Raw genomic sequence first — 25,284 nt, forward strand, 5'->3', positions numbered from 1 at the left:
GCACAGAAAGGTAAACGAGGCCCCTATGACCGTACCCATCGCAATCATTGGTACCGGCATCGCCGGACTCTCCGCCACCCAGGCGCTGAGAGACGCCGGGCATGTCGTGCAACTCTTCGACAAGAGCCGCGGCAGCGGCGGGCGTATGTCCAGCAAACGCAGCGACGCCGGCGCGCTGGACATGGGCGCGCAATATTTCACCGCCCGCGACCGGCGCTTCGTCACCGAAGTCCAGCGCTGGCAAACCAATGGCTGGGCCGCCGAATGGGCGCCGCAGCTGTACAACTTCCATGGCGGCCAGCTCACCCCGTCGCCGGACGAACAGACCCGCTGGGTCGGCACCCCACGCATGAGTGCCATTACCCGTGGCCTGCTGGGCGAAACGGAGGTGCATTTCGCCTGCCGCATCACCGAGGTCTACCGCGGCGAACAGCATTGGCACCTGCAGGATGCCGAAGGTTTCACCCATGGTCCGTTCAGCCACGTGATCATCGCCACGCCGGCCCCCCAGGCCACCGCCCTGCTGGCCGCCGCACCGAAACTGGCGAGTGCCGCCGCCGGGGTGAAAATGGACCCGACCTGGGCTGTCGCCCTGGCATTCGAGACCGCGCTGGAAACCCCGGTGGAAGGCTGCTTCGTACAGGACAGCCCGCTGGACTGGCTGGCCCGCAACCGCAGCAAGCCAGGGCGCGACAACAGCCTCGACACCTGGGTCCTGCATGCCAGCAGCACCTGGAGCCGCCAGCACATCGATCTGCCGAAAGAAGCAGTGATCGAACAGCTGCACGGCGCATTTGCCGAACTGCTGCACAGCGCCATGCCCGCCCCGACCTTCAGCCTCGCCCACCGCTGGCTCTACGCTCGCCCGGCCAGCAGCCATGAGTGGGGAGCCCTGGCGGATGTCGACCTGGGGCTCTATGTGTGCGGCGACTGGTGCCTGTCCGGTCGCGTCGAAGGAGCCTGGCTCAGCGGGCAGGAGGCCGCCCGCCGGTTGCACGAAAACCTGTAAGCGCATCACCCCGCGTAACCTTGCTGCTGTCGCCATGGACAGCAGCCTGTCTCCTCCGCTCCAAAACCCGAAACACCCTTCTGCTGATCGGATTGTTCCGAGACGAAGAAAAACGCGCGCCACAATCTCATGCGTTAGCCAGCCGGCAATCGCACGACAGATGATCAGGAAATGACCCGAAAGGCTCCGCGGCGCAAACCTGTACAAAATATTTGACTTGCACACCTTTGATCCTATGATGAGGCAAAGTTGTACAAGGTCTTATTTTTGTACATGAAACCCGGAGCCTCTCACATGCCCGACAATCCAACCCAGGCCGACAAGCCGAGAATCGCCATCAGCGCCTGCCTGCTGGGGGCGCCTGTGCGCTACAACGGCGGGCACAAGGAATCGCGCCTGTGCAGCCAGGCCCTCGCTGAGTTTTTCGAGTTTGTCCCGCTGTGCCCGGAAGTCGCCATTGGCCTGGGTACACCCCGCGAACCGATCCGCCTGATGGGCGATCCGCGGCAACCGCGGGCCGTTGGCAGCGTCGACCAAACCATGGATGTCACCCGGGCACTCACGGATTACGGCCAGCGCATGGCCGCTGAACTGGACAACCTCTGCGGCTACATCTTCATGCAAAAATCTCCGTCCTGCGGCCTGGAGCGGGTCAAGGTCTACCAGGACCAAGGCCGCCCCGCCGAGCTCAGCGGACGCGGCATCCATGCCCAGGCTTTCTGCAGCCGCCATCCGGACCTGCCGGTGGAGGAAGACGGCCGGCTCAAGGATCCGGTGCTGCGGGAAAACTTCCTGACCCGGGTATTCGCCTACAGCGCCTGGCAGGACGTGCTCAGGCAGGGCCTGAGCCGTCGCCGCCTGACCGACTTTCACGCGCGCTACAAATACCTGCTGATGGCCCACAACCCGGAGCAATACAAGGCCCTCGGCAATCTGCTGGGCAGCATGGGCCAAAGCGACCCGGCGCACATCGGCCCACGTTATTTCAGCCAGTTGATGGCGGCCCTGAAAAAGTGCGCCACTCGCCGTACCCACAGCAACGTGCTGCAACACATCAGCGGCTATCTCAAGCAAGCCATCAGCCGCGACGACAAACAGGAAATACAGCACCTCATCACCCAGTACCGCCATGGCATCGTGCCGCTGGTGGTGCCGCTGACCCTGCTCAAGCATCACCTGCGCCGGCACCCCGATCCCTACATCGCGCAACAGGCGTACCTGCAGCCCCACCCGGAAAGCCTCAGCCTGCGCAACGCGCTCTGAACCATGAACGACTCGAGGCTCGACCCGGATGCATCCGCCAGCGAATCCGATGGCGCCCATGAGCAAGGCTGGTTGCCGATTCGCGAGGTGACCCGCCAGACCGGGGTCAACGCCGTCACCCTGCGCGCCTGGGAACGTCGTTACGGGCTGATCGTGCCGCAACGCACCGCCAAGGGTCACCGGCTGTTTTCCAACGAACACGTGCAGCGCATCCTGAAGATCCTGACCTGGCTCGATCGCGGGGTGGCGGTCAGCCAGGTCAAGCACCTGCTGGACGCCGAGCCGGCGCCCAGCGAACCGGCCCATAACGACTGGCACCTGCAACGCCAGCACCTGGTCCAGGCCATCAGCCAACTGGCCGAGCGCCAGGTCGACGAAAGCTTCAACCAGGCCATGGCGCTCTATCCGCCACGAACCTTGTGCGAGCACCTGCTGCTACCGCTGCTGGGCGAACTCGAACAGCGCTGGCAGGGCCGCTTCGGCATGCGGATGGAGCGGGTGTTTTTCCATTCCTGGCTGCGCAGCAAATTCGCGGTGCGGGTCTATCACAACAATCGCCAGTTGCAAGGCGCCCCGCTGCTGCTGATCAATCACTCGGACCTGCCGCTGGAGCCGCACCTGTGGCTCTGTGCCTGGCTGATCAGCAATGCCGACTGCCCGGTGGAAGTCTTCGACTGGCCGCTGCCCCCCGGTGAACTGGCCCTGGCCGCCGAACACCTGAAAGCGCGGGGCGTGCTGCTGTACTCGAGCCAGTCGATCAACCTGCGGCAACTGCCACGCCTGCTCGGCGGCCTCGACCGCCCGGTACTCATCGTCGGCCCAGCAGTGAGCATCCACCACGCCGAACTGGCCATCTGCACTACCGAGATCGCCAATCTGCACCTCGCCGCAGACCCGCTCTCGGCGCACCAGGCCCTGACCGGGTTAGGGCTTCTCTAATGCAGGAATTCCCATGCAACTGATCTGGCTACGCAGCGACCTGCGCCTGCATGACAACACCGCGCTGAGCGCCGCGACCCAGCGCGGGCCGACCGTGGCCCTGTACCTGCTGAGTCCGCGGCAATGGCAGGCGCATGACAATGCGCCGTGCAAGGTCGACTTCTGGCTGCGTAACCTTGAGCAGTTGAGCGGCGACCTGGCGCGGCTGAATATCCCGCTGCTGATCCGCCAAGCGCCGAGCTGGGAGCAGGCCCCCCAGGTGCTGTTGCAGCTGTGTCGGGAACTGGCCATCGAGGCTCTGCACGTCAATGAGGAATACGGCATTCACGAGAGTCGCCGCGATACGGCAGTGGCCAGCCTGCTGAAGAGCCAGGGCGTGGGCTTCCACAGTTACCTCGACCAACTGCTGTTCCGGCCCGGCAGTGTGCTGACCAGGAGCGGCGGCTACTTCCAGGTCTTCAGCCAGTTTCGCAAGGTCTGCTACAACCGGCTGCACAGCGCCTTGCCGCCACAGCTGGCGGCTCCCAGGGCGCAAGCCGCGCTGAGGATAAAGGCCGATGCGCTGCCCCGGCAGATCGAGGGCTTCCCCACACCCGGCCCGCACCTGCAAGCACTCTGGCCGGCCGGTGAAACCGCGGCGCAACAACGCCTGGCGCGCTTTGCCGAGACGCAGCTCGACCACTACCAGGCCGAGCGCGACTTCCCGGCCAGGCCCGGCACCAGCCAGCTTTCGCCCTACCTCGCCGCCGGCGTGCTGTCGCCGCGCCAATGCCTGCACGCGGCGCTGCAAAACAACCGGGGCGAGTTCGCCAGCGGTAGCCCCGGCGCCGTCACCTGGATCAACGAACTGCTCTGGCGCGAGTTCTACAAACACATCCTGGTGGGTTATCCGCGGGTGTCCCGGCACCGAGCCTTCCGCCCGGAAACCGAAGCCGTGGCCTGGCGCGATGCCCCCGAGGAGCTGGCGGCCTGGCAGCAGGCCCGCACCGGCCTGCCGATCATCGATGCAGCCATGCGCCAGTTGCTGGAAACCGGCTGGATGCACAACCGTTTGCGGATGATCGTGGCGATGTTCCTGACCAAGAACCTGCTGATCGACTGGCGCCAGGGCGAGCGCTTTTTCATGCGCCACCTGATCGACGGCGACCTCGCGGCGAATAACGGTGGCTGGCAATGGAGTTCATCCACCGGCACCGATTCGGCGCCCTACTTCCGCATCTTCAACCCCTTGAGCCAGTCGCAGAGGTTCGACAGCCAAGGGGCTTTCATCAAGCACTGGCTGCCAGAGCTGGCGGGGTTGAATGCAAAAGATATCCACAACCCGGCCGCCATGGGCGGCCTGTTCGGCGTGGCCGATTACCCGCCGCCGATGGTCGATCTGTCGATGTCCCGCGAGCGCGCCCTGGCGGCCTTCAAGAACCTGCCGTCACGGGTGGCGGCCGAGGAGTATCGGGAGTAAGGGGCGGCAAGCGTCCGTCAGTGGTTTCACACAGCCTGCGGCCACTGCCTTACACTGCGCGCCTATGACCACTATTCCTGTCACCCAGATCGCCGAAACGGCGGTCACCTGCTCGAGCTGCGCGGCCTGCTGCTGCCAACTGGAAGTGATGCTGATCACCGAAACCGGGGTGCCCGAACGTTTTATCGACACCGACGACTGGGGCGGCGAAGTCATGTTGCGACTGGATGATGGTTGGTGTGCCGCGCTGGATCGCAACAGCATGCTGTGCAGCATCTACGAACAACGGCCACTGATCTGCCGGGAGTTCGAAATGGGGGAAGTGGACTGCCTCAACGAACGCCGCGGCATCGCCACGGCGTATCGCTGAAAGGGTCTTACAACGGCATGGTGTAATGCAGCGAGTAGCTCTCTACACCGTCGTTGGGCGTCGCGATGCCGGCGTTGGAATAGTGCGTGGCACGGAGACCGACTTCATGCCCGCCGTTGAAACGCAGGCCGAAACCGAAGCGGTCCTCGAACTGGAACGCCGAACCGAGCTTGTTATCCTCCACCTCGGTGTTGGCGAACACCGCCACGCCGATCCCCGCCTCGATGTAAGGCTTGATGTTCTGCCCGGCAAATTCGTACACCAGCACCGGCGAGAACGACAGGCTGTGGTTGCTGGACTTCTCGTCGCCATCCCAGAAGGTATAGGCGCCGCTCCAGTAGCCGGTCAGGCGACCGACATCGCTTTGCAGCCAGCTTTTGTCCCAATCGAATTGCATGCCCAGGCGATAGGTCTGGGTCGAATCGCCGGTCTGCCCCACCGAAAACTCGACGCCGGCCGCCTGTGCCGAAAAACTTTGCCCCAACAGCGCGGCCGCAAGCGCGGCCAAACAAAACATTCGTCTCATCAGGAACATCCTTTTCAAACGATTTGTATGGTGTTGTACAGATTCCGCAGACACGTTAATAGAAATCTGCGCTTGAACAGAAGTTCAGCGCAAATCAGCGCTTCTGCAGGATTTTTTTATAAAGCGAAGCTTTGCACCGCTCCCGCCTCTTTCCAGAGCAACGGCAGAATATGTCTGAAGTGACACGGATCGCCACTGGTCCAGAACCGGGCCTGGCGTGCAGGCCCCGCAGCCAACAGCTCGCGCTCGCCAAGCAGGCGCTCCAACTGGCGGGCAACCGCGGCCCCGGTATCGATCAGGCTGATGTCCTCGGGAATCATCGACTTGAGCAACGGCTTGAGAAACGGATAGTGGGTGCAGCCGAGGATGAGGGTGTCGCAGCCGGCCGCCAGCAACGGTTCGACATAACCCTGCAGCAGTTGGCGCAACGCGGGGCTGTGCAGGTCCCCGGCTTCGATCCGTTCCACCAGGCCCGGACATGGCCGGGTAATGACCTTGATATCGGTGGCGAAACGATCGAGCAAGGCGGCGAACTTGGCACTCTGCAAGGTACCGGTGGTGGCCAGCACGCCGACCACGCCGCTGCGGGTGGCGGCGGCAGCCGGCTTGACCGCGGGCTCCATGCCGATGATAGGCCAGTCCGGGTAGTCCCGACGCAGGTCGGCGACAGCGGCCACAGTCGCGGTGTTGCAGGCCAGCACCAGCGCCTTCGCGCCCTGCTCGCGGAAAAATCCGGCGACCAGGCTGCAACGCTGACGGATGAATTCGGGGGTTTTCTCGCCGTAGGGAATGTTGCCGCAATCGGCTACATATAGCAGCGATTCATGGGGCAGGCGCTGCTGGATCTCCGCCAGCACCGACAGGCCGCCGACGCCGGAGTCGAAGACACCGATCGGCGCCTCACGCATGTGGGCCCCCACAGACGCTGCAGCCCGGGTCGCGCTTGACCCGCAGTTCGCGAAAGCGCGTGCCCAGAGCATCGATCAACAACAGGCGACCCACCAGCGGCTCGCCGAACCCCACCAGCAACTTCAAGGCCTCGAGGGCCTGCAGGCTGCCCACCAGCCCCACCAGCGGCCCGAGCACACCGGCCTCGCTGCAGGTCAGTTCGGCTTCGCTGCCGTGCCCATATAAGCAGTGGTAGCACGGGCTCTCGGGACGCCGTGGGTCGAACACCGACAGTTGCCCTTCCAGGCGAATCGCCGCGCCGCTGACCAGCGGCTTGCCGGCGGCGACACAGGCGGCATTCACTGCCTCGCGGGTCGAGAAGTTGTCGGTGCAATCGAGTACCAGATCCACCGCCGTGACCGCGGCCGCCAGGGAGTCGGCATCCAGCGCGGCACGATGGGGCACCAGCTGGATCTCGGGATTGATCGCGGACAAGCGCCCCATCGCCGAATCGACCTTGCTCAGGCCGACGCTGTCGGTGTCGTGAATGATCTGGCGTTGCAGGTTGGTCAGGTCGACCGTATCGAAGTCGGCCAGGTGCAGCTCGCCGACGCCCGCGGCGGCCAGGTACAAGGCCACCGGAGCGCCCAGGCCACCCAGGCCGACGATCAATACGCGGCTGGCCTTGAGTCGCAACTGGCCGTCGATGTCGACGTGCTGCAACAGAATCTGCCGGCTGTAGCGCAACAATTCCTGATCGTTCAGCACGGCAGGCTTCCTAAGCTGATGCGTTCATGACCGCCCAGGTCGACACGGCTGTGCACCTCGGCAAACCCTTGGCTGAGTAACAGGTCGCGTACGGCCGGCGCCTGGTCGTAGCCATGCTCGAGCATCAACCAGCCGCCAGCCTCGAGATGCTCTGGCGCCTGGGCGATGATCAGGCGCAGGTCGTCCAGCCCGTCCTTGCCCGCGACCAGGGCGCTCTCCGGCTCGAAACGTACATCGCCGGCCGCCAGGTGCGGGTCGGCGTCGGCGATATAGGGCGGGTTGCTGATGATCAGCTGATAATGCTCGCCTGGGAGGGCGCTGAACCAATGGCTACTCAGCACCGTGACATTGTCCAGTTGCAGGCGCTGGCGGTTGCGCTCCGCCAGGGCCACGGCTTCCAGCACCCGGTCGACCGCGGTGACCCGCCACGCCGGGCGCTCGCTGGCCAGGGCCAGGGCGATGGCGCCGCTGCCGGTGCCCAGGTCGAGCACTCTGGCCGGGGTGGCGGGCAACAGTTCCAGCGCCGCCTCCACCAGCAATTCGGTGTCGGGGCGCGGAATCAGGGTGTGTGGCGCCACTTCCAGGTCGAGCTTCCAGAAGCCCTGCTGGCCAAGGATATAAGCCACCGGTTCGCCGGAACGGCGCCGCTGCAGGTAACTGGAGAAGGTCAACGCCGCTTCGCTGGGCACGATCCGCTCGGGCCAGGTGTGCAGGAAGCTCCGCGGCTTGCCCAGGGCAGCGGCCAGCAGTAACTCGGCATCCAGGCGGGCCGTGGGCGAATCGGGCAATTGGGCGGCGCGCAACAGGCTGGCGATGATGGTCATTTATGTTTACTCGCCCAGTGCCGCAAGTTGATCGGCCTGGTATTCGGCCAGAAGCGGCTCGATCACGGCCTCGACGCCACCGGCGAGGATTTCATCGAGGGAATAGAGTGTCAGGTTGACACGGTGATCGGTCACCCGGCCCTGGGGAAAGTTGTAGGTGCGAATGCGCTCGGAACGGTCGCCCGACCCCACCAGCAGCTTGCGTTCGCTGGCAATCGCATTGGCCGCGGCGCTGGTCTGCTGGTCGTTGAGCTTGGCCGACAGCCAGGACATGGCCCGCGCCCGGTTCTTGTGCTGGGAACGTTCTTCCTGGCACTCGACCACGATTCCCGACGGGATGTGGGTGATGCGGATCGCCGAGTCGGTCTTGTTGACGTGCTGGCCACCGGCACCGGAGGAGCGGTAGGTATCGATCCGCAGGTCCGCGGGGTTGATCTCGATGGCTTCCTGTTCGTCCGGCTCGGGCAGCACCGCCACGGTGCAGGCCGAAGTATGGATGCGGCCCTGGGACTCGGTGGCCGGCACCCGCTGCACGCGGTGGGCGCCGGATTCGAATTTCAGCTTGCCGTAGACGTTCTCGCCTTCGACCCGGGCGATGACTTCTTTATAGCCGCCGTGCTCGCCCTCGTTTTCCGAGAGGATCTCCAGCCGCCAGCCACGCCGCTCGGCATAACGCGAATACATGCGGAACAGGTCGCCGGAGAAGATCGCCGCCTCGTCGCCACCGGTGCCGGCGCGGATTTCCAGGAACACGTTGCGCCCGTCGTTGGGGTCCTTGGGCAGCAGCATGCGTTGCAGGGTGCTTTCCAGCTCGACCAGTTGTTCCTTGGCCTCGCGGACTTCTTCCACCGCCATTTCGCGCATGTCCGGATCGCTGTCCTTGAGCAGCGCCTGGGCGCCCTCGAGGTCGGCCTGGACCTTGAGCACCTGTTTATAGGTCTCGACGATCGGCTCGACTTCCGCGTACTCCTTGGAATAGGCGCGGAACTTGGCCTGATCGGAAATGACTTCGCCGTCGCCAAGCAACGCGGTCAGTTCTTCGAAACGGTCCTGGAGGACATCCAGCTTATTGAGCAGTGACGCTTTCATTGCGGTTTTTTATCCGAAGAGTCCGAAGCGCCCTCACCGAGGGCAAAGAGTTCCTGGGCCATGGCCAGCGCATCCAGGCGGCCTTCAGCGGTCAGTTTTTTCAACTGGACGCTGGGCGCATGCAGCAGTTTGTTGGTCAGGCCGCGAGCCAGTTGCATCAGGACGTCTTCGGCGCTGCTGCCGTTGGCCAGCATGCGCTGGGCCTTTTGCAGTTCCTCGTCGCGCAGGCGCTCGCTCTGCTGACGATACGCCTTGAGCACGTCCACCGCAGCCAACTCGCGCAGGCGCACCATGAAGTCCTCGGCGCCGATGTTCACCAGCTCTTCCGCCGCCTGCGCCGCGCCTTGGCGGCTCTTGAGGTTTTCGGCGACCACTTCGTGGAGATCGTCGACGGTATAGAGGTAAACGTCGTCCAACTCGCCGACTTCCGGTTCAATATCCCGCGGAACGGCAATATCCACCATGAAGATCGGCTTGTGCTTGCGCAGCTTCAGCGCGCTTTCCACCGCGCCCTTGCCAAGGATCGGCAGCTGGCTGGCGGTGGAACTGATGACGATATCGCTGTGCACCAGTTCCTGAGGAATATCCGACAGCAGCACGGCATGGGCTCCAAACTGTTCGGCCAGGGTGCTGGCGCGCTCCAGCGTGCGGTTGGCGACCACGATGCGCTTGACCCCCAGGTCATGCAGGTGGCGGGCGACCAGGGTAATGGTCTCGCCGGCGCCGATCAGCAGCGCCTGGCTGCGCTGCAGATCGCTGAAAATCTGTTTCGCCAGGCTCACCGCGGCAAAGGCCACGGAAACCGGGTTTTCGCCGATGGCAGTGTCGGTGCGTACCTGCTTGGCGGCGCTGAAGGTGGCCTGGAACAGCCGCCCCAGCAGCGGGCCTATGGTTCCGGCCTCACGCGCCACGGCATAGGCGGATTTCATCTGCCCGAGGATCTGCGGTTCGCCCAGCACCAGCGAATCCAGTCCCGAGGCGACACGCATCATGTGACGAACGGCCGCATCGTCTTCGTGCACATAGGCACTGGCGCGCAGGTCTTCGAGGCTCAGATGGTGATACTCGGCCAGCCAGCGCAGCACGATATCCGCCGAAAGGTGATCCTGTTCTATATAGAGTTCACTGCGATTGCAGGTGGAGAGGATCGCAGCTTCGCGGCTGTCGGTGAGGCGGCAGAGCTGCTGCAAGGCCTCAACCAACTGCTCAGGGGTAAAGGCCACGCGCTCGCGGACGTCTACTGAAGCAGTCTTGTGGTTAATACCGAGTGCGAGGAAGGCCATTCAAGGTCGCTGATGATGTCGAGAAGCCGACAATTGTCCTACTTCGAAAGATTCAGAACAACCACTGCCGACTATTGTCCCAATAGACTGCCTCTGTAAGGCATCCGCTGAGTCTCGGTTATGTTTGGCCGAAGGCTTGTGTCATGATGATCCGACCGCAGGTTAGTCGTCCTCTTCCTATATGAATAGATCTTCCGCGTTGCTCCTCGCTTTTGTCTTCCTCAGCGGCTGCCAGGCCTTGGCACCCGTTTCACCGGACGGTACGCCGCCGGTCGAAGACACTACCCCGGCTCCTGAAAAGCCCAAGGTTTACTCCTCGTTCAGCGAAGACACGGTCTTCAGCCTGCTGAGCGCGGAGCTGGCTGGCCAACGCAATCGTTTCGACATTGCCCTGGACAACTATGTCACCCAGGCCATCAATACCCAGGACCCGGGCATCTCCGAGCGGGCGTTTCGCATCGCCGAATACCTGGGCGCCGACCAGGCCGCGCTGGACACTGCGCTGATCTGGGCGAAAAACGCCCCGGACGACCTGGAAGCCCAGCGTGCCGCCGCCATCCAGCTGGCCCGCAGCGGGCGTTACGACGAATCCATGGTCTATATGGAGAAAGTCCTGCAGGGCAAGGGCGATACCCATTTCGATTTCCTCGCGCTGTCGGCCGCCGACACCGACCAGGACACCCGCAACGGCCTGATGAAGAGTTTCGACCGCTTGCTGCAAAAACACCCGAACAACGGCCAACTGGTGTTCGGCAAGGCGCTGCTGCTGCAACAGGACGGCGATACCCGCGAAGCCCTGAAGCTGCTGGAGCAGAACCCGCCGGAAGAAGGCGAGATCGCGCCGATCCTCCTGCGCGCCCGCCTGCTGCAGAGCCTCAGCCGCGCCGACGAAGCCCTGCCGCTGCTGGAAAAAAGCATTCGCAAGTACCCGGACGACAAGCGCCTGCGCCTGACTTACGCGCGCATGCTGGTCGAGCAGGATCGCATGGACGACGCCAAGGCCCAGTTCTCCAGCCTGGTCCAGCAGTATCCGGAAGACGACGAGCTGCGTTACTCCCTGGCGCTGGTCTGCCTGGAAGCCAAAGACTGGGAAGAAGCCAAGGGTTACCTGGAGGACCTGATCGCCCGGGAAAGCCACGTCGATTCGGCGCACCTGAACCTGGGCCGCATCGCCGAAGAGCTCAACGACCCGCAAGGCGCGCTGGCGGAATACGGCCAGGTCGGCCCAGGCACCGACTACCTGCCGGCACAATTGCGCCAGGCCGACATCCTGATGAACAACGGCCGTACCGCCGAAGCCGAAAAACGCTTGGCCGCCGCCCGCGACACCCAACCGGACTACGCCATCCAGCTGTACCTGATCGAAGCCGAAACCCTGTCCGCCAACAAACAGGGCGACAAAGCCTGGAAGATTCTCCAGCAAGCCCTGCAGCAATACCCGGACGATGTGAACCTGCTCTACACCCGTGCGATGCAGGCCGAGAAGCGCAACGACCTGGCCCAGATGGAAAAGGACCTGCGCCTGATCATCAAGCGCGAGCCGGACAACGCCATGGCATTGAACGCCCTCGGCTACACCCTGTCGGATCGCACGACCCGCTACGCCGAAGCCAAGGCCCTGATCGAACAGGCCCACCAGTTGACCCCGGACGATCCGGCGGTGCTCGACAGCCTGGGCTGGGTGAACTATCGCCTGGGCAACCTCGCGGAGGCCGAACGCCTGCTGCGCCAGGCGCTGGAACGCTTTCCCGACCAGGAAGTCGCCGCGCACCTGGGCGAAGTGCTCTGGGCCAATGGCAAGCAACGCGAAGCCAAGCAGATCTGGAGCAAGTTCCTCAAGGACCAGCCCGACAGCCCTATCCTGCGCAGCACCATCAAGCGCCTGACCGGATCAGAGACCCTTTAAGACTATGTTTTTGCGCCACCTTATCGTTTTCAGCTTTATCGCTCTGCTCGCCGGTTGCTCGGGTTTCGGCACCCGCGAATCCGTCGAGGGTCACGGCAGCCCTGCGCTATGGCGCGAGCACAAACAGCAACTGAGCGGCCTCGACGGCTGGCAGATCAACGGCAAGATCGGCATTCGCGCCCCCAAGGATTCGGGCAGCGGCACGCTGTTCTGGCTGCAGCGCCAGGATTACTACGATATCCGCCTGTCCGGCCCGCTGGGTCGCGGCGCCGCCCGCCTGACCGGACGTCCCGGCAAGGTCGCACTGGAAGTCGCCAACCAGGGACGTTACGAAGCCCCGACCCCGGAAGCCCTGCTCGAAGAACAGCTGGGCTGGAACCTGCCGGTCTCGCATCTGGCCTGGTGGGTTCGCGGGCTGCCCGCCCCCGACAGCAAGAGTCGCCTGACCCTGGATGGCGACAGCCGCCTGTCCAATCTCGAACAGGACAACTGGCAGGTCGAATACCTGAGTTATGCACAACAGAGCGGTTACTGGCTGCCCGAGCGGATCAAACTGCATGGCCGCGACCTTGACGTCACGCTGGTGATCAAGGAATGGCAACCACGCAAGCTGGGGCAGTAAGCATGAGCGCGCCACGACTGACCCTGCCCTCCCCGGCAAAACTCAATCTGATGCTGCATATCCTCGGTCGCCGTGAAGACGGCTATCACGAACTGCAGACGATTTTTCAGTTTCTCGATTACGGCGACGAAATCACCTTTGCCGTGCGCGATGACGGCGTCATTCGCCTGCATACGGAGTTCGCCGGTGTCCCCAACGACAGCAACCTGATCGTGCGCGCGGCCAAACAGCTTCAGGAGCAGTCCGCATGCCCGTTGGGCATCGATATCTGGATCGAGAAAGTCCTGCCCATGGGCGGCGGCATCGGTGGCGGCAGTTCCAATGCAGCAACCACTTTGCTGGGCCTGAATCACCTCTGGCAACTGGGCTGGAACGAAGATCGCCTGGCCGCGCTGGGCCTTTCCCTGGGCGCCGACGTGCCGGTTTTCGTGCGAGGGCATGCGGCTTTCGCCGAGGGCGTGGGAGAAAAACTCACCCCGGTAGACCCCGAGGAACCTTGGTATCTCGTGCTGGTGCCGCAAGTCTCTGTAAGTACAGCAGAAATTTTTTCAGATCCGCTGTTGACACGTGACACTCCGCCCATTAAAGTGCGCCCCGTTCCCAAGGGAAACGGCAGAAATGACTGTTTGCCGGTGGTTGCAAGGCGTTATCCAGATGTACGTAACGCATTGAATTTGCTAGGTAAATTTACCGAGGCAAAACTGACCGGAACTGGAAGTTGTGTGTTTGGGGGCTTCCCAAGCAAAGCTGAAGCTGATAAAGTCTCGGCCCTTCTTACAGAGACCCTTACAGGGTTTGTAGCAAAAGGAAGCAACGTTTCGATGTTGCATCGCAAGCTGCAAAGTCTGCTCTAAAAGGAACCAAGTGCCAGGCACTTGATGCAACAGATACAGGGGCGTCGCCAAGCGGTAAGGCAGCAGGTTTTGATCCTGCCATGCGTTGGTTCGAATCCAGCCGCCCCTGCCATTTTCCTTATACTCATCCAGGTATACCCTCAGCCTTCAGGTACTGCGCGTGTCCAAGATGATGGTCTTTACGGGGAACGCTAACCCCGATCTGGCTCGGCGTGTCGTACGTCAGCTGCATATCCCTCTCGGTGACATCTCTGTCGGTAAGTTTTCCGACGGCGAAATTACCGCTGAGATCAATGAAAATGTCCGCGGTAAAGACGTCTTCATTATTCAGCCGACTTGCGCTCCGACCAACGATAACCTGATGGAACTCGTCGTGATGGCTGATGCCTTCCGCCGCTCCTCAGCGACTCGAATCACTGCTGTAATTCCTTACTTTGGTTATGCCCGTCAGGATCGCCGTCCGCGTTCCGCACGTGTGGCTATCAGCGCGAAAGTCGTGGCTGACATGCTTACCGTAGTCGGCATCGACCGTGTTCTCACGGTTGATCTGCATGCTGACCAGATTCAGGGCTTCTTCGATATTCCGGTAGATAACATCTACGGCTCCCCGGTTCTGGTGGATGACATCGAAGACCAACGTTTCGAAAACCTGATGATCGTCTCCCCGGACATTGGCGGCGTCGTGCGTGCACGTGCCGTTGCCAAATCCCTGGGCGTGGATCTCGGGATCATCGACAAGCGCCGCGAGAAAGCCAATCACTCTGAAGTGATGCATATCATCGGTGACGTTGAAGGCCGTACCTGCATCCTGGTTGACGACATGGTCGATACCGCCGGCACCCTGTGCCACGCGGCCAAGGCCCTGAAAGAGCATGGCGCTGCCAAGGTCTTTGCCTACTGCACACACCCTGTGCTGTCGGGTCGAGCAATCGAGAACATTGAAAGTTCCGTGCTGGACGAGCTGGTGGTGACCAACACCATCCCGCTGTCCGCTGCAGCACAAGCCTGTGCGCGTATCCGTCAACTGGATATCGCACCGGTTGTTGCCGAAGCGGTTCGCCGTATCAGCAACGAAGAATCGATCAGCGCGATGTTCCGCTAGGGCCCTGCCCTAGCCTTACATCTCGATGACGAAAAGCGCCCCGCCCCAGCATTCCTGTTGGGGCGGGGCTTTTTTGCCCATATCGCCTTTAGCGCTGGTCGCAAACGCTGGGGCGAGTGTGGTTATTTTGGAGATACAACATGAACGATTTTACTCTGAATGCTGAACTGCGTTCCGACCTGGGGAAAGGTGCGAGCCGCCGCCTGCGTCGTCTCGCAAGCCTGGTTCCAGCTGTAGTTTACGGTGGCGACAAAGCCCCTGAATCCATCAGCATGCTGGCCAAAGAAGTTGCCAAACTGCTCGAAAACGAAGCGGCTTTCAGCCACGTTATCGAACTGAACGTTGGCGGCACCAAGCAAAACGTCGTGATCAAGGCGCTGCAACGTCACCCGGCCAAAGGCCACGTGATGCACGCTGACTTCGTACGCGTGGTTGCTGGTCAGAAACTGACCGCTATCGTTCCAGTGCACTTCATCAACGAAGCTGCTCCGGTCAAGAAAGGCGGCGAGATTTCGCACGTTATCGCTGAAATCGAAGTGTCCTGCCTGCCGAAAGACCTGCCTGAGTTCATCGAAGTCGATCTGGGCGACGCTGAAATCGGCACCATCGTTCACCTGTCGAACATCAAGGCCCCTAAAGGCGTTGAGTTCGTTGCTCTGGCTCACGGTAACGACCTGGCTGTTGCCAACGTTCACGCTCCACGTGTTGCTCCAGAAGCTGCAGAAGGCGCTGCAGAGTAATTCACTCTGCTTGCCGGAGTTACCGAAAACATCGCGGACTGGAACGTAGCGAGAAAGCGGGCGGGAACGCGGAGTTTACATAATGGTAAATGAGCACTTGTCGTCCACTTTCGCCGCACACTCCAGTCGCGGCGATGTTATCCACAACTCCAAGGAAGGGCCCCTATCGTGACTGCCATCAAACTGATCGTTGGCCTGGGTAATCCAGGCGCCGAATACGAACAGACCCGGCATAACGCAGGGGCCCTTTTTGTTGAGCGCATCGCCGAGAAACAAGGCGTCAGCCTTGTGGCCGATCGCAAATATTTCGGCCTGACCGGGCGCTTTTCGCACCAGGGTCAGGACATTCGCCTGCTGATACCCACCACCTACATGAACCGCAGCGGCCAGGCCGTGGCGGCATTGGCCGGTTTCTTCCGTATCAAGCCCGAAGAAATCCTGGTGGCGCATGACGAACTCGACCTGCCACCCGGCGTCGCCAAGCTCAAACAGGGCGGCGGGCATGGCGGGCACAACGGGTTGCGCGACATCATCGCGCAACTGGGCAACCAGAATACCTTTCACCGCTTGCGGCTTGGCATCGGCCACCCAGGCGTCGCCAGCATGGTCTCGAACTTTGTCCTGGGTCGTGCGCCGCGCGCCGAACAGGAAAAGCTCGATGCCAGCATCGATTTTGCCCTCGGCGTGCTGCCGGATATCTTCGCCGGTGAATGGAACCGTGCGATGAAAAACCTGCACAGCCAGAAGGCCTGACTCTTATCCGAGGGGAAACACCATGGGATTCAACTGCGGCATCGTCGGCCTGCCTAACGTCGGCAAGTCCACCCTGTTCAACGCCCTGACCAAATCCGGTATCGCGGCCGAGAACTTCCCCTTCTGCACCATCGAGCCGAACAGCGGCATCGTGCCGATGCCGGATCCGCGTCTGGACGCCCTGGCCGCCATCGTGGTGCCCGAGCGCGTGCTGCCGACCACCATGGAGTTCGTCGACATCGCCGGCCTGGTGGCGGGCGCCTCGAAAGGTGAAGGCCTGGGTAACAAGTTCCTGGCCAACATCCGCGAAACCGATGCCATCGCCCACGTGGTCCGCTGCTTCGAAGACGACAACGTGATCCACGTGTCCAACAGCGTCGACCCGAAACGCGACATCGAGATCATCGACCTGGAACTGATCTTCGCCGACCTCGACAGCTGCGAAAAGCAACTGCAGAAAGTCGCGCGCAACGCCAAGGGCGGTGACAAGGACGCCGTGGCGCAGAAAGCCCTGCTCGAGCAACTGATCGCGCACTTCACCGAAGGCAAGCCAGCGCGCAGCCTGATGAAGAACATGAGCGCCGACGAAAAAGCAGTGATCAAAGGCTTCCACCTGCTGACCACCAAGCCGGTCATGTACATCGCCAACGTTGCTGAAGACGGTTTCGAAAACAACCCGCACCTTGACGTGGTCAAGGCCATCGCCGAAGAAGAAGGCGCCGTGGTTGTGCCGGTCTGCAACAAGATCGAAGCGGAAATCGCCGAACTTGAAGACGGCGAAGAGAAAGACATGTTCCTCGAAGCCCTGGGCCTCGAAGAGCCTGGCCTGAACCGCGTGATCCGCGCCGGCTACGAAATGCTGCACCTGCAGACCTATTTCACCGCGGGTGTAAAGGAAGTGCGCGCCTGGACCGTCCGCGTCGGCGCTACCGCTCCGCAGGCCGCCGCAGTGATCCACACCGACTTCGAGAAAGGCTTCATCCGCGCCGAAGTGATCGCCTACAACGACTTCATCCAGTTCAAGGGTGAAGCCGGTGCCAAGGAAGCCGGCAAATGGCGCCTGGAAGGCAAGGACTACATCGTCAAGGACGGCGACGTGATGCACTTCCGCTTCAACGTATAGTGAGCGCTCATTAGAACGCCACTGACAATAGATCTCTTTAAATAAACAATAGGGCCCCATATGGGGCCCTATTTGTTTTCAGCCACAGAAAACTGGGGGATCCGAGTTCAAGATCAAGTCAGGCCTCACCACCGATCCCTCTTCCAAGCTCTTGCAGATGTGATTGTTCCTTCTGGCTCAGTCTTCTGGAAATTATCTACACGCCTTTAGCTCACTGATAACTCATCGTAAAAGTCGCCAATCCGTTTGCACTACCAGGCGATACATTTGGCGCAATCTGCACATAACGCGCACTGAGTGGAATCTGAAATACCGACACGCCCTGCGCGATTGTGCCCGCCTTCCATTGATTAGTATTCCCAGCAGAACTGGAGTCAGGCCCATAACCGAGCACGACATCCTCTTTGAGGATATGAATGCCCAGCCCGGATGCGGTCGATGCAGAAGTGAGCGACAACGTGGTGGAGGTATTGTCTGGACGGGACACGTCCGTCAGCGTGACATAGGAGCCGATCACAGTACCCACCTCTCCCCCGGAACAAGCCAAGGTAATGGTAAAAGGGCGAAGAGGAGATGTAGCGCCCATGCCGGTAAAAGTCGTAGTCGCGATGTTGCCCATCGTTACCGGAATGGCCGGTGTGGAAACGGTACAAGTGGGTCCGGACGAGATACTGCTTTGACCCGCCACCGTAACCTGCCAGTCCCTGCAGCCGCCCTCCGCACAGTTGAATTTGCTTGTCACCCGGGTTCCAACCGATAACTTCCCACTCTGAACCGGACCTGTCTTTATCAGCTCTATCCAGATGGTTTGCACATGAGAGTCATTAACCTTCCAACCGGTTGCCCCGGGGTTGTGAGTGCCTGGGCTGGTGATCGGGATGGTGACTCCACCGGGAAAATTTCTGGCCCGCCATATAGCCCACCACCTGACGCCCAAGCCAGGAATATTGGTCTCGTAGACATCGGTAAATCCTGGCGCCAGTGCTCCATTACTCACTGAGCCCCAAATGGTGGCGTTTTCGGCGATGGTCCCGTCCACCAGTGTTGACACTTCTCGAGGGGAGGTCCAAAGCACCGCCCCGACTTGGGCGTTTCCTGGAACAACGATATTTGCCGGCAGAGAAATACTGGATGTTCGCGGATTGAACCATCCAGCGGCAAACACCTGGCTCGGCAGAAATGCAGAGCAAATAAAAAACAGAATAAACCCGAAGATAAAAATGCTGCGCTTCATATGAGAATCATCAGTACCGTCAAGAGGGGGGGTATCGATCAACAGGGCAACAATCTTTGCATCGGAGCGGCTTTATCAGAGAGGTTTCGTACCATCCGATGGCAGGCACAATGTGGTCGCTATTTTCCGTAAGAAAGTTCGGCCTTCTCAATGAGACAATTCTTATATTCCTAATTTCAGAGAGGAAAAATCCTAAAGTGACTTCATGCGGCCGAGGACTATCTCTATGTGGATCGGGGTTGGCTGCCGTCATTACACAGCGGCAACTCCGGGTCTCTCTATTCCCCCTTGCAGGCCAAGCCTCTGACGGACATCAAATCGCCAGCCAGCCCCATCCTCTTCTCGATACAAAACCGGAGGTTTGGGTAACTCCAAGTATGAAAGTCACGGACACTTCATCGCGCCACGCGACAGGAGTACCCTGCGCACCACTGACACTGTCAGATACTTGCATGCGTTCTGCTTAACTCTATGCTCTCGCTACGCACGGACAGGAACCCGCCACAGATGCAAAGGAAAGTAATACTCGTCGACGATCATCTGCTGACACTGATCGGCATCCGCGCCTCGCTCAGCGGCGACAGCACGTTGCAGATCGTCGGCGAGGCCCAGAATGTCGAAGGGCTGTTCCAGCTGTTGGCCGAACAGCCCTGCGATCTGGTCGTCACTGATCTGATGATGCCCCACAGCGAACAGGCCGACGGCATCCGTCTGATCGAACAGTTGCGCCGCCGTTACCCCGAGATCGCAGTCATCGTGGTGACCATGCTCAACAACCCGGCGCTGCTGGCCTCGATCCTCAAGCTGGGGGTCCAGGGGTTGATCAGCAAGCGCGGGGTACAAGGCGACCTGCAAAAGGCCATTCGCGCAAGCCAGGCCAAACCCTTCGTCTCCCCGTCCATCCGGCATCTGTTCGACCCCGTGGAGCCTATGGCCGAGGCCGATCAACTGTCCCCTCGCGAAGTCGAGGTGCTACGCCTCTATGGCGCCGGGCTGTCGGTCAATGAAATAGCCACGCACCTCAATCGTTCCAAGCAGACCATCAGCAGCCAGAAGAGCAGCGCCATGCGCAAGCTGGGCCTGGACAGCAACGCCAGCCTCTACCTGTACATCCAGGAAGTCGGGCTGGCCTGAGACTATGCCGAACCCTCCAGCCGGCCTGCCGCGCCTGATCCTCTGGATCACGCTCTTGCTGACCAGTGTCGCGTCCCTGGGCGCCGCCGAGCCTGAGCCTGCGCCGCTGTCCCTGGCCACGCTGATGGCCATGCGTCAGACGCTGCCCCCTCGCCCGCTACGGGTCGCCGAGGTGAGCGCCTCCAACGAGCAACCCGAGCCTCGTGGCAACGATGTGCTCAACCAGATCACCAATGACTACCTGGAACATATCAGCCAGTTTCTCGAACTGCCGATTCAACGGGTGCCCTACCCTTCGGTGGACAGTGCCATCGCCGCCCTGATCGCTGGGGACATCGATCTGATGCCCCGCGCCACCGAGTACGAAAGAAAACAGCCTGGGTTCATCTACAGCAAGCCCTACCTGGACAACGAGCCGATCATCGTCGGGCGCATCGCCGACAAGGACCTGTCCCCTGACCTGGCGGGCAAACGCGTGCTGGTTCCGGCCTACTATGTGCAGGCTGAAACAGTCGGCAAGGCCTATCCCAAGGCTGAACTGATCGTGATCAACAGCATTGTCGAGGGCCTGCAACGCCTGTCCGACGGCGGAGCCGACGCACTGATCGGCGATCAACTGCGCACCAATTTCTATATGCGCAGCCTGGCCAACCTCAAGTTGCAGAACAAGTACGTCGCCAACCTGCCGGCCATGGGTTTCAGCTTCGCCGCCCGCGGGCATGAGGACAATCTGATACCCCTGATCAATGCCGCGCTGAAGACGGTTTCCCGGGAGCGCAAGCAAGAGATACTGCAGCACTGGGAACGCTCGCCCTGGCTGTTCGCGCCGACCGACTCCTTCGCCCTCAACAGCGCGGAAGACAGCTGGCTCAAGCGTCTTCCTTCGCTGAACCTGATCGCCCACGAAATCCCCAATTACCTGTACCGCAAGGACGACGGCCAATGGGCCGGACTGGCGTTCAATGTGCTGCGCAGCCTGGCCGACGACTACCAACTGCAACTGAACATCATCGACAGCCAGTCCCCGGATATCGACCGCCAGCGCCTGGAACGGGATGAGGCGCAAATCGCCCTATCACTGGCACCGACTCCGGTCCGGCAAAAGAGCCTGTTATTCAGCGATGGCTTCGGCACCGAGTACTGGGCCTTCATTACCCGCGAGGGCGCCAGCTCCCCCAGCTCGCTAGCGGCCCTGGAGGGCAGGCGCCTGGCGCTCGCCGCCGGACATCCCCTGCAGCCTCTGCTCCAGAGCCGCTACCCGAGCATCGAACTGGTACTCACCGACCACTATTCCCAGGCCGTGCATCTGGTCGAACAGGGCATGGTCGACGCCACGCTGAACAGCGCCGCCGATGCCCAACTGCTGGACAATCCCCGGCTCCGGGCCGGCAAGCAGTTCCAGGCCCAGGCCGAGCCCCTGGTGTTCGCCGTATCGGCCAAGCACCCCGAACTCCTGAGCATTCTCAACAAGCTCCTGTATTCGTTGAAAACTTCGGACGGCAACCAGGACCGCATCAGCATCCAGGCGCGGCCCGCCACCAAGGGTTCGCTCTGGGCCTACCTGCCGAGCTGGGTCTGGCAAAGCGCCGCGCTGGTCCTGGTGCTGGTGCTGCTGTCGTTTTACTGGAACTGGCGCCTGCGGATTCAGATCCGCCAGCGGCGCGTCGCGCAGAATCAGCTCAAGGACCAACTGGCCTTCCAGTTCGCCTTGCTCAACGGCTTGCCCATCCCGCTTTACGTGCGTGACTTGCAAGGGCGCCTGAGCACCTGCAACCACGCTTATGAACAGTTCTTCGGCCGGTCCCTGGACGAGATGCGCGGCACCACGCCGCAAGAGCAAGGCATCGCCCCACGCGCCCTGGCCCTGGATCTGGAGGAGCAGCACCAACGGCTGCTGGATAACCGCCAGTCGCAATTCCTCGACAGCGTGATCGAGGTCGATGGCCAGGACCATCATATCTACCAATGGCTGGTGCCCTTCTACACCGCACTCGGCAAGCAGCAGGGCCTGCTGGGCGGCTGGATCGACATCAGCGTGCGCAAGCACCTGGAACACAAGCTGCTCGAAGCCCAGCAGCAGGCAGTCGACGCCAGCGCCGCGAAAAGCCAGTTCCTCGCGACCATGAGCCATGAGCTGCGCACCCCGCTGAACGCCATGGTCGGCCTGCTGGAGCTGGAAACCAGCGGCGCGTCCCTCCCTTCGCAAAACCTCAGCATCGCCCAGCAGTCGGCGCAATCGATGATCGACCTGATCGGCAACATTCTCGATCTGGACAAGGTCGAGACTGGCCAGATGAAGCTGGTGCCCGGCCCCACCGACCTCGATCAACTATTGGCCAACTGCCTTGAGCTGTTCGCCGCACAGGCCCGGGAAAAACACCTGGAGCTGAAGCTGCAACACCGCCTGCCCCCCGAGCGGCGCTACCAGGTGGACGCCCTGCGCCTGACGCAGATCCTTCACAACCTGTTGTCCAACGCCTTGAAGTTCACGAACCAGGGCTGGGTCGAACTGTCGGTCCAGGAGCTGGACTCGGGGCCTCGGCAAAGCCGCCTGATGTTCCATGTCAGCGACACCGGCATCGGCATCGCCGAGGATCAGCAGCCGCAGATTTTCGCGCCTTACCAGCAAGCCCATGCCGAGATCGCCCACCTGCACGGCGGCTCCGGCCTGGGCCTGAGCATCTGCAAACAGCTGGTCGAGCTCATGGGCGGCAGCATCCGCCTCGCCAGTGCGCCGGGCCAGGGTTGCCGGGTCAGCTTCGAACTGACCCTGCCCTGGCAACCGGACGAGGACGAGCCGCAGCATGCCCTTCAAGGCGCTACGGCGGTGGCCGGGTTGAATGTACTGATCGTCGACGACGTCTCCACCAACGGCCTGGTGCTCGAACAGCAACTGCTCAGGCTCGGCCATCGCGGGACCTACGTCAGCAATGGCAAGGCGGCCTTGCAAGCCTGGGAGCAGGGCCACTTCGATGTGCTGGTCACCGATTGCAACATGCCGCACATGGACGGTTACGCCCTGGCCCGCAGTGTCCGTGCCGCAGAACAGGCGCGCGGGCTGCCCAGGACCCCGATCATCGGCTACACCGCCCGCGCCCTGGCAGACGAAAAGCAGCGTTGCCAGGCGGCCGGCATGGACGACCTGATGATCAAGCCCATCGTCCTCGAGCGCCTGCGGGAAATACTCGGCAAGCTGAAAGCGCCCGGGCTATCCAGTTCATCCCTCAATGCCCCCCTCACGCCGCCGCCCACCCCAGCGCCTGACGAGGAGGCTGCCGCAACGTTCGACCTGACCTACCTGGAGGGCTTCCAGAGCGATCCGCAGCTCAAGGAGCGCTTGCTCCAGGAGCTGCGCCGGAACCTGGAGCAGGAGCGCGAGCTGCTGAGCGCCCCGCTGCCCGACACGCCGGAGTTCCTCGAGCAGTGGGTCCACCGGGTCAGCGGCCTGGCCTGCACGGTCGATTCGCCGGCGTTGATGCGGGCCTGCCTCGACCTGCAACGTGCGGCTCATGAAAGCGAGCAGGACCTGGAGGCGCAACGCCACGCGGTGCTGTCGGTCATCGAACGCATGCTGCGCGATATCGAACGCCACGCCTGACCCGTCCCGGGCAGCCCTGAGCAACAATCCCGGCCCTGGGCAACCCCAGGCTGCCCTCCTGAAACATTTTGTTCCATTCCCTGGCTCGCCGTTTCGTACTCGTCTCATACAAGGCAAAAGCCCCGCTCGGCATCCTAGGCCCCCTTCGAAACCGGGCGCCGCGGACCAGGAACACTCCAGGTCGACCCATTGGGCGGCCGGCATCGAAGAACTCAAAAAAAGACTCTTTCATATCCCTAATTCAAGGTGATTCGATGCTTCATAACACCCGCGCCAGCGCCATGCGCAAGCTTCCGTTGGCCATCACCCTCGGCCTGGCTTCGCTGGCCAGCCAGCAAGCCTTCGCCCACGGTTATGTCGAAAGTCCGAAGTCCCGTGCCTTCATGTGCTCCGCCACCGGCGGCAACCTCAACCGCGATTGCGGCCCCGTCACTTACGAACCGCAGAGTGTCGAGTACTCGCCATCGGTCCAGCATCACTACCCCAAGGATTACTGCTCGGGCGACTTCACCCAATGCGGTCCGGCGAACGGCACCATCCCGGCGGGCGGCATCACCAGCTTCTCGCAGCTCAACGAGCAGACGGCGACCCGCTGGCAGAAAACCACGATCAAGCCGGGCATGAATGAATTCACCTGGCACTACTCCGCCGGTCACGCCAGCGCCTACTACCAGTTCTACATCACCAAGAAAGACTGGAACCCGAACCAGCCGCTGACCCGCGACTCCTTCGAGATGACCCCGCTGCTCAATGAAAACGCCGGTGGCGTGCGTCCGCCGGCCGGTGGCAAGACCCAGCACAAGGTCAACATTCCTGCTGACCGCAGCGGTTACCACGTGATCCTGGCGACCTGGAAGATCGCCGACACCGCCGCCACCTTCTACCAGGCCATCGACGTCAACATCGACAACGATGGCGCACCGATTCCCGACTGGAAAATCCTCGGCGCGGTACAGCCTGAACAACTGCGTGTCGGCGACAAGGTCAGCACTCGCGTGTTCACCAATGCCGGCGAACAGCAGAACCGCCAGACCCGCCTGAACATCGAGACCGCGGAACAGGCCCAGGCCAACACCTGGCCGTTCCTGTTGGCGGAAAAGGTCAACAAGGCCAATGCCGGCTATGTGATGGGCGAGCTCAACGCCAACAACGAAGTCGTGCCCAACTACGGCAAGAACACCATGTACGCCAAGAACAACAGCGACGTGGTGCGTGTGGAAATCCAGAAAGAGCAGCCGAGCATTCCTGGCGAGCTGAAACTTTCCGGCCTGCAGGCCGAGTACACCCTGAAGGACAACGCCACCGACCTGCACTTCAACGCCATTGCCCAGGGCGGCAAGTACACCATCAGCTCGACGGTCTTCAACGGCAAGAACGAAAGCATTGCTCACGTACAAGCCGAGCCTGGCAACAACACCCCGCACTTCTCCATCCCGCTGCGTAATGTCAGCGAAGGTGAGTACGACGTGGTGGTCGTGGCTAAGCCGGAGAAAGGCGAGCAGCTGCAACAAAGCCAGCGCATCACCCTGAAAGCCGAGGAAGTGGGCGGCGGCGGTGATTACGACTTCGTCTTCCCCAAAGGCCTGACCGGCTACAAGGCCGGCACCAAGGTCCTGGCCAAGGACGGCAACGTCTATGAGTGCAAGCCGTTCCCTTACAGCGGCTACTGCATCCAGTGGAACGCTGGCGCCACTCAGTTCGAGCCTGGCGTGGGCAGCAACTGGAAGGACGCCTGGATTCGCAAGTAATCCATAACCTGACCAACCGCAGCGTGGTGCCTCGGCACCGCGTTGCGGACCT

At 61.7% G+C, this 25,284-nt stretch carries 22 protein-coding genes and 1 tRNA gene; 16 read left to right on the forward strand and 7 right to left on the reverse strand.

From position 1 onward, the window contains the following. Nucleotides 1-25 precede the first annotated feature (25 nt). From AC07Y9_RS19745 to AC07Y9_RS19765, 5 genes are all read left to right on the forward strand, one after another. A complete protein-coding gene (locus AC07Y9_RS19745; RefSeq protein WP_102679647.1) occupies nucleotides 26-1,009 on the forward strand; it encodes an NAD(P)/FAD-dependent oxidoreductase in 984 nt (327 codons plus the stop codon). 294 nt (nucleotides 1,010-1,303) lie between these two features. Next, the gene (locus AC07Y9_RS19750; RefSeq protein WP_102679648.1) at nucleotides 1,304-2,272 is read left to right on the forward strand and encodes a YbgA family protein; all 969 of its coding nucleotides are present in this window, start codon (nucleotides 1,304-1,306) and stop codon (nucleotides 2,270-2,272) included. 3 nt (nucleotides 2,273-2,275) lie between these two features. After that, nucleotides 2,276-3,211, forward strand: a complete 936-nt coding sequence (locus tag AC07Y9_RS19755; protein ID WP_102679649.1) for a MerR family transcriptional regulator — start codon at nucleotides 2,276-2,278, stop codon at nucleotides 3,209-3,211. 13 nt (nucleotides 3,212-3,224) lie between these two features. Next, nucleotides 3,225-4,670: a deoxyribodipyrimidine photo-lyase gene (gene phrB / locus AC07Y9_RS19760; protein ID WP_102679650.1), complete on the forward strand. Its 1,446-nt coding sequence runs from the start codon at nucleotides 3,225-3,227 to the stop codon at nucleotides 4,668-4,670. Between the two features lie 64 nt (nucleotides 4,671-4,734). Continuing rightward, the gene (locus AC07Y9_RS19765; protein WP_023967381.1) at nucleotides 4,735-5,040 is read left to right on the forward strand and encodes a YkgJ family cysteine cluster protein; all 306 of its coding nucleotides are present in this window, start codon (nucleotides 4,735-4,737) and stop codon (nucleotides 5,038-5,040) included. Nucleotides 5,041-5,047: 7 nt separating this feature from the next. Here the strand turns inward: AC07Y9_RS19765 and AC07Y9_RS19770 are convergent, their stop codons facing one another. From AC07Y9_RS19770 to hemA, 6 genes are all read right to left on the reverse strand, one after another. Further along, on the reverse strand, nucleotides 5,048-5,566 hold the full coding sequence (locus AC07Y9_RS19770; RefSeq protein WP_007928361.1) for an acyloxyacyl hydrolase: 519 nt from the start codon (nucleotides 5,564-5,566) through the stop codon (nucleotides 5,048-5,050). A 116-nt stretch (nucleotides 5,567-5,682) separates the two neighbouring features. Continuing rightward, the gene (gene murI / locus AC07Y9_RS19775; protein WP_101339076.1) at nucleotides 5,683-6,474 is read right to left on the reverse strand and encodes a glutamate racemase; all 792 of its coding nucleotides are present in this window, start codon (nucleotides 6,472-6,474) and stop codon (nucleotides 5,683-5,685) included. Then, nucleotides 6,467-7,222 (reverse strand): molybdopterin-synthase adenylyltransferase MoeB, encoded by a 756-nt coding sequence (locus AC07Y9_RS19780; RefSeq protein WP_102679651.1) that lies wholly within the window; start codon nucleotides 7,220-7,222, stop codon nucleotides 6,467-6,469. The genes murI and AC07Y9_RS19780 overlap by 8 nt, the downstream gene beginning before the upstream one ends. Next, nucleotides 7,216-8,046 carry a peptide chain release factor N(5)-glutamine methyltransferase gene (gene prmC, locus AC07Y9_RS19785; RefSeq protein WP_102679652.1) on the reverse strand — a complete coding sequence of 277 codons (831 nt, stop codon included), beginning with the start codon at nucleotides 8,044-8,046 and terminating at the stop codon, nucleotides 7,216-7,218. The genes AC07Y9_RS19780 and prmC overlap by 7 nt, the downstream gene beginning before the upstream one ends. A gap of 6 nt (nucleotides 8,047-8,052) precedes the next feature. After that, nucleotides 8,053-9,135, reverse strand: a complete 1,083-nt coding sequence (gene prfA / locus AC07Y9_RS19790) for a peptide chain release factor 1 (RefSeq protein WP_007928353.1) — start codon at nucleotides 9,133-9,135, stop codon at nucleotides 8,053-8,055. Beyond that, nucleotides 9,132-10,418, reverse strand: coding sequence for a glutamyl-tRNA reductase (gene hemA / locus AC07Y9_RS19795; protein WP_053262600.1), 1,287 nt, complete (start codon nucleotides 10,416-10,418; stop codon nucleotides 9,132-9,134). The genes prfA and hemA overlap by 4 nt, the downstream gene beginning before the upstream one ends. A gap of 181 nt (nucleotides 10,419-10,599) precedes the next feature. Between hemA and AC07Y9_RS19800 the strand changes: the two genes are divergently transcribed. The 8 genes from AC07Y9_RS19800 (at nucleotide 10,600) to ychF (ending at nucleotide 17,518) form a co-directional block, all read left to right on the forward strand. Continuing rightward, nucleotides 10,600-12,324 carry a tetratricopeptide repeat protein gene (locus AC07Y9_RS19800; RefSeq protein ID WP_007928348.1) on the forward strand — a complete coding sequence of 575 codons (1,725 nt, stop codon included), beginning with the start codon at nucleotides 10,600-10,602 and terminating at the stop codon, nucleotides 12,322-12,324. A gap of 4 nt (nucleotides 12,325-12,328) precedes the next feature. Continuing rightward, the gene (gene lolB, locus AC07Y9_RS19805) at nucleotides 12,329-12,946 is read left to right on the forward strand and encodes a lipoprotein insertase outer membrane protein LolB (protein ID WP_007928346.1); all 618 of its coding nucleotides are present in this window, start codon (nucleotides 12,329-12,331) and stop codon (nucleotides 12,944-12,946) included. A gap of 2 nt (nucleotides 12,947-12,948) precedes the next feature. Next, entirely contained in the window at nucleotides 12,949-13,800 is an 852-nt protein-coding gene (gene ispE / locus AC07Y9_RS19810; protein ID WP_102679653.1) for a 4-(cytidine 5'-diphospho)-2-C-methyl-D-erythritol kinase, read from the forward strand. Nucleotides 13,801-13,837: 37 nt separating this feature from the next. After that, nucleotides 13,838-13,912, forward strand: a tRNA-Gln gene (locus AC07Y9_RS19815). Nucleotides 13,913-13,960: 48 nt separating this feature from the next. After that, complete coding sequence (locus AC07Y9_RS19820) at nucleotides 13,961-14,902, forward strand: ribose-phosphate pyrophosphokinase (RefSeq protein ID WP_102679654.1); 942 nt, start codon at nucleotides 13,961-13,963, stop codon at nucleotides 14,900-14,902. A gap of 140 nt (nucleotides 14,903-15,042) precedes the next feature. Further along, nucleotides 15,043-15,642: a 50S ribosomal protein L25/general stress protein Ctc gene (locus AC07Y9_RS19825; protein WP_007928342.1), complete on the forward strand. Its 600-nt coding sequence runs from the start codon at nucleotides 15,043-15,045 to the stop codon at nucleotides 15,640-15,642. A gap of 168 nt (nucleotides 15,643-15,810) precedes the next feature. Next, nucleotides 15,811-16,395, forward strand: a complete 585-nt coding sequence (pth, locus tag AC07Y9_RS19830) for an aminoacyl-tRNA hydrolase (protein WP_007928340.1) — start codon at nucleotides 15,811-15,813, stop codon at nucleotides 16,393-16,395. A 22-nt stretch (nucleotides 16,396-16,417) separates the two neighbouring features. Continuing rightward, nucleotides 16,418-17,518 (forward strand): redox-regulated ATPase YchF, encoded by a 1,101-nt coding sequence (ychF, locus tag AC07Y9_RS19835; protein ID WP_007928338.1) that lies wholly within the window; start codon nucleotides 16,418-16,420, stop codon nucleotides 17,516-17,518. Between the two features lie 211 nt (nucleotides 17,519-17,729). Here the strand turns inward: ychF and AC07Y9_RS19840 are convergent, their stop codons facing one another. Continuing rightward, complete coding sequence (locus AC07Y9_RS19840; RefSeq protein ID WP_102679655.1) at nucleotides 17,730-18,752, reverse strand: fimbrial protein; 1,023 nt, start codon at nucleotides 18,750-18,752, stop codon at nucleotides 17,730-17,732. A 507-nt stretch (nucleotides 18,753-19,259) separates the two neighbouring features. On the opposite strand from AC07Y9_RS19840, the gene AC07Y9_RS19845 reads away from it, so the two are divergent. From AC07Y9_RS19845 to gbpA, 3 genes are all read left to right on the forward strand, one after another. Continuing rightward, entirely contained in the window at nucleotides 19,260-19,886 is a 627-nt protein-coding gene (locus tag AC07Y9_RS19845; RefSeq protein WP_102679656.1) for a response regulator, read from the forward strand. A gap of 4 nt (nucleotides 19,887-19,890) precedes the next feature. Further along, on the forward strand, nucleotides 19,891-23,484 hold the full coding sequence (locus AC07Y9_RS19850) for an ATP-binding protein (protein ID WP_102679657.1): 3,594 nt from the start codon (nucleotides 19,891-19,893) through the stop codon (nucleotides 23,482-23,484). 254 nt (nucleotides 23,485-23,738) lie between these two features. After that, nucleotides 23,739-25,232: an N-acetylglucosamine-binding protein GbpA gene (gene gbpA, locus AC07Y9_RS19855; protein WP_102679658.1), complete on the forward strand. Its 1,494-nt coding sequence runs from the start codon at nucleotides 23,739-23,741 to the stop codon at nucleotides 25,230-25,232. The last annotated feature ends 52 nt before the right edge of the window (nucleotides 25,233-25,284 follow it).

Source organism: Pseudomonas sp. GW456-L12, from assembly GCF_059424045.1.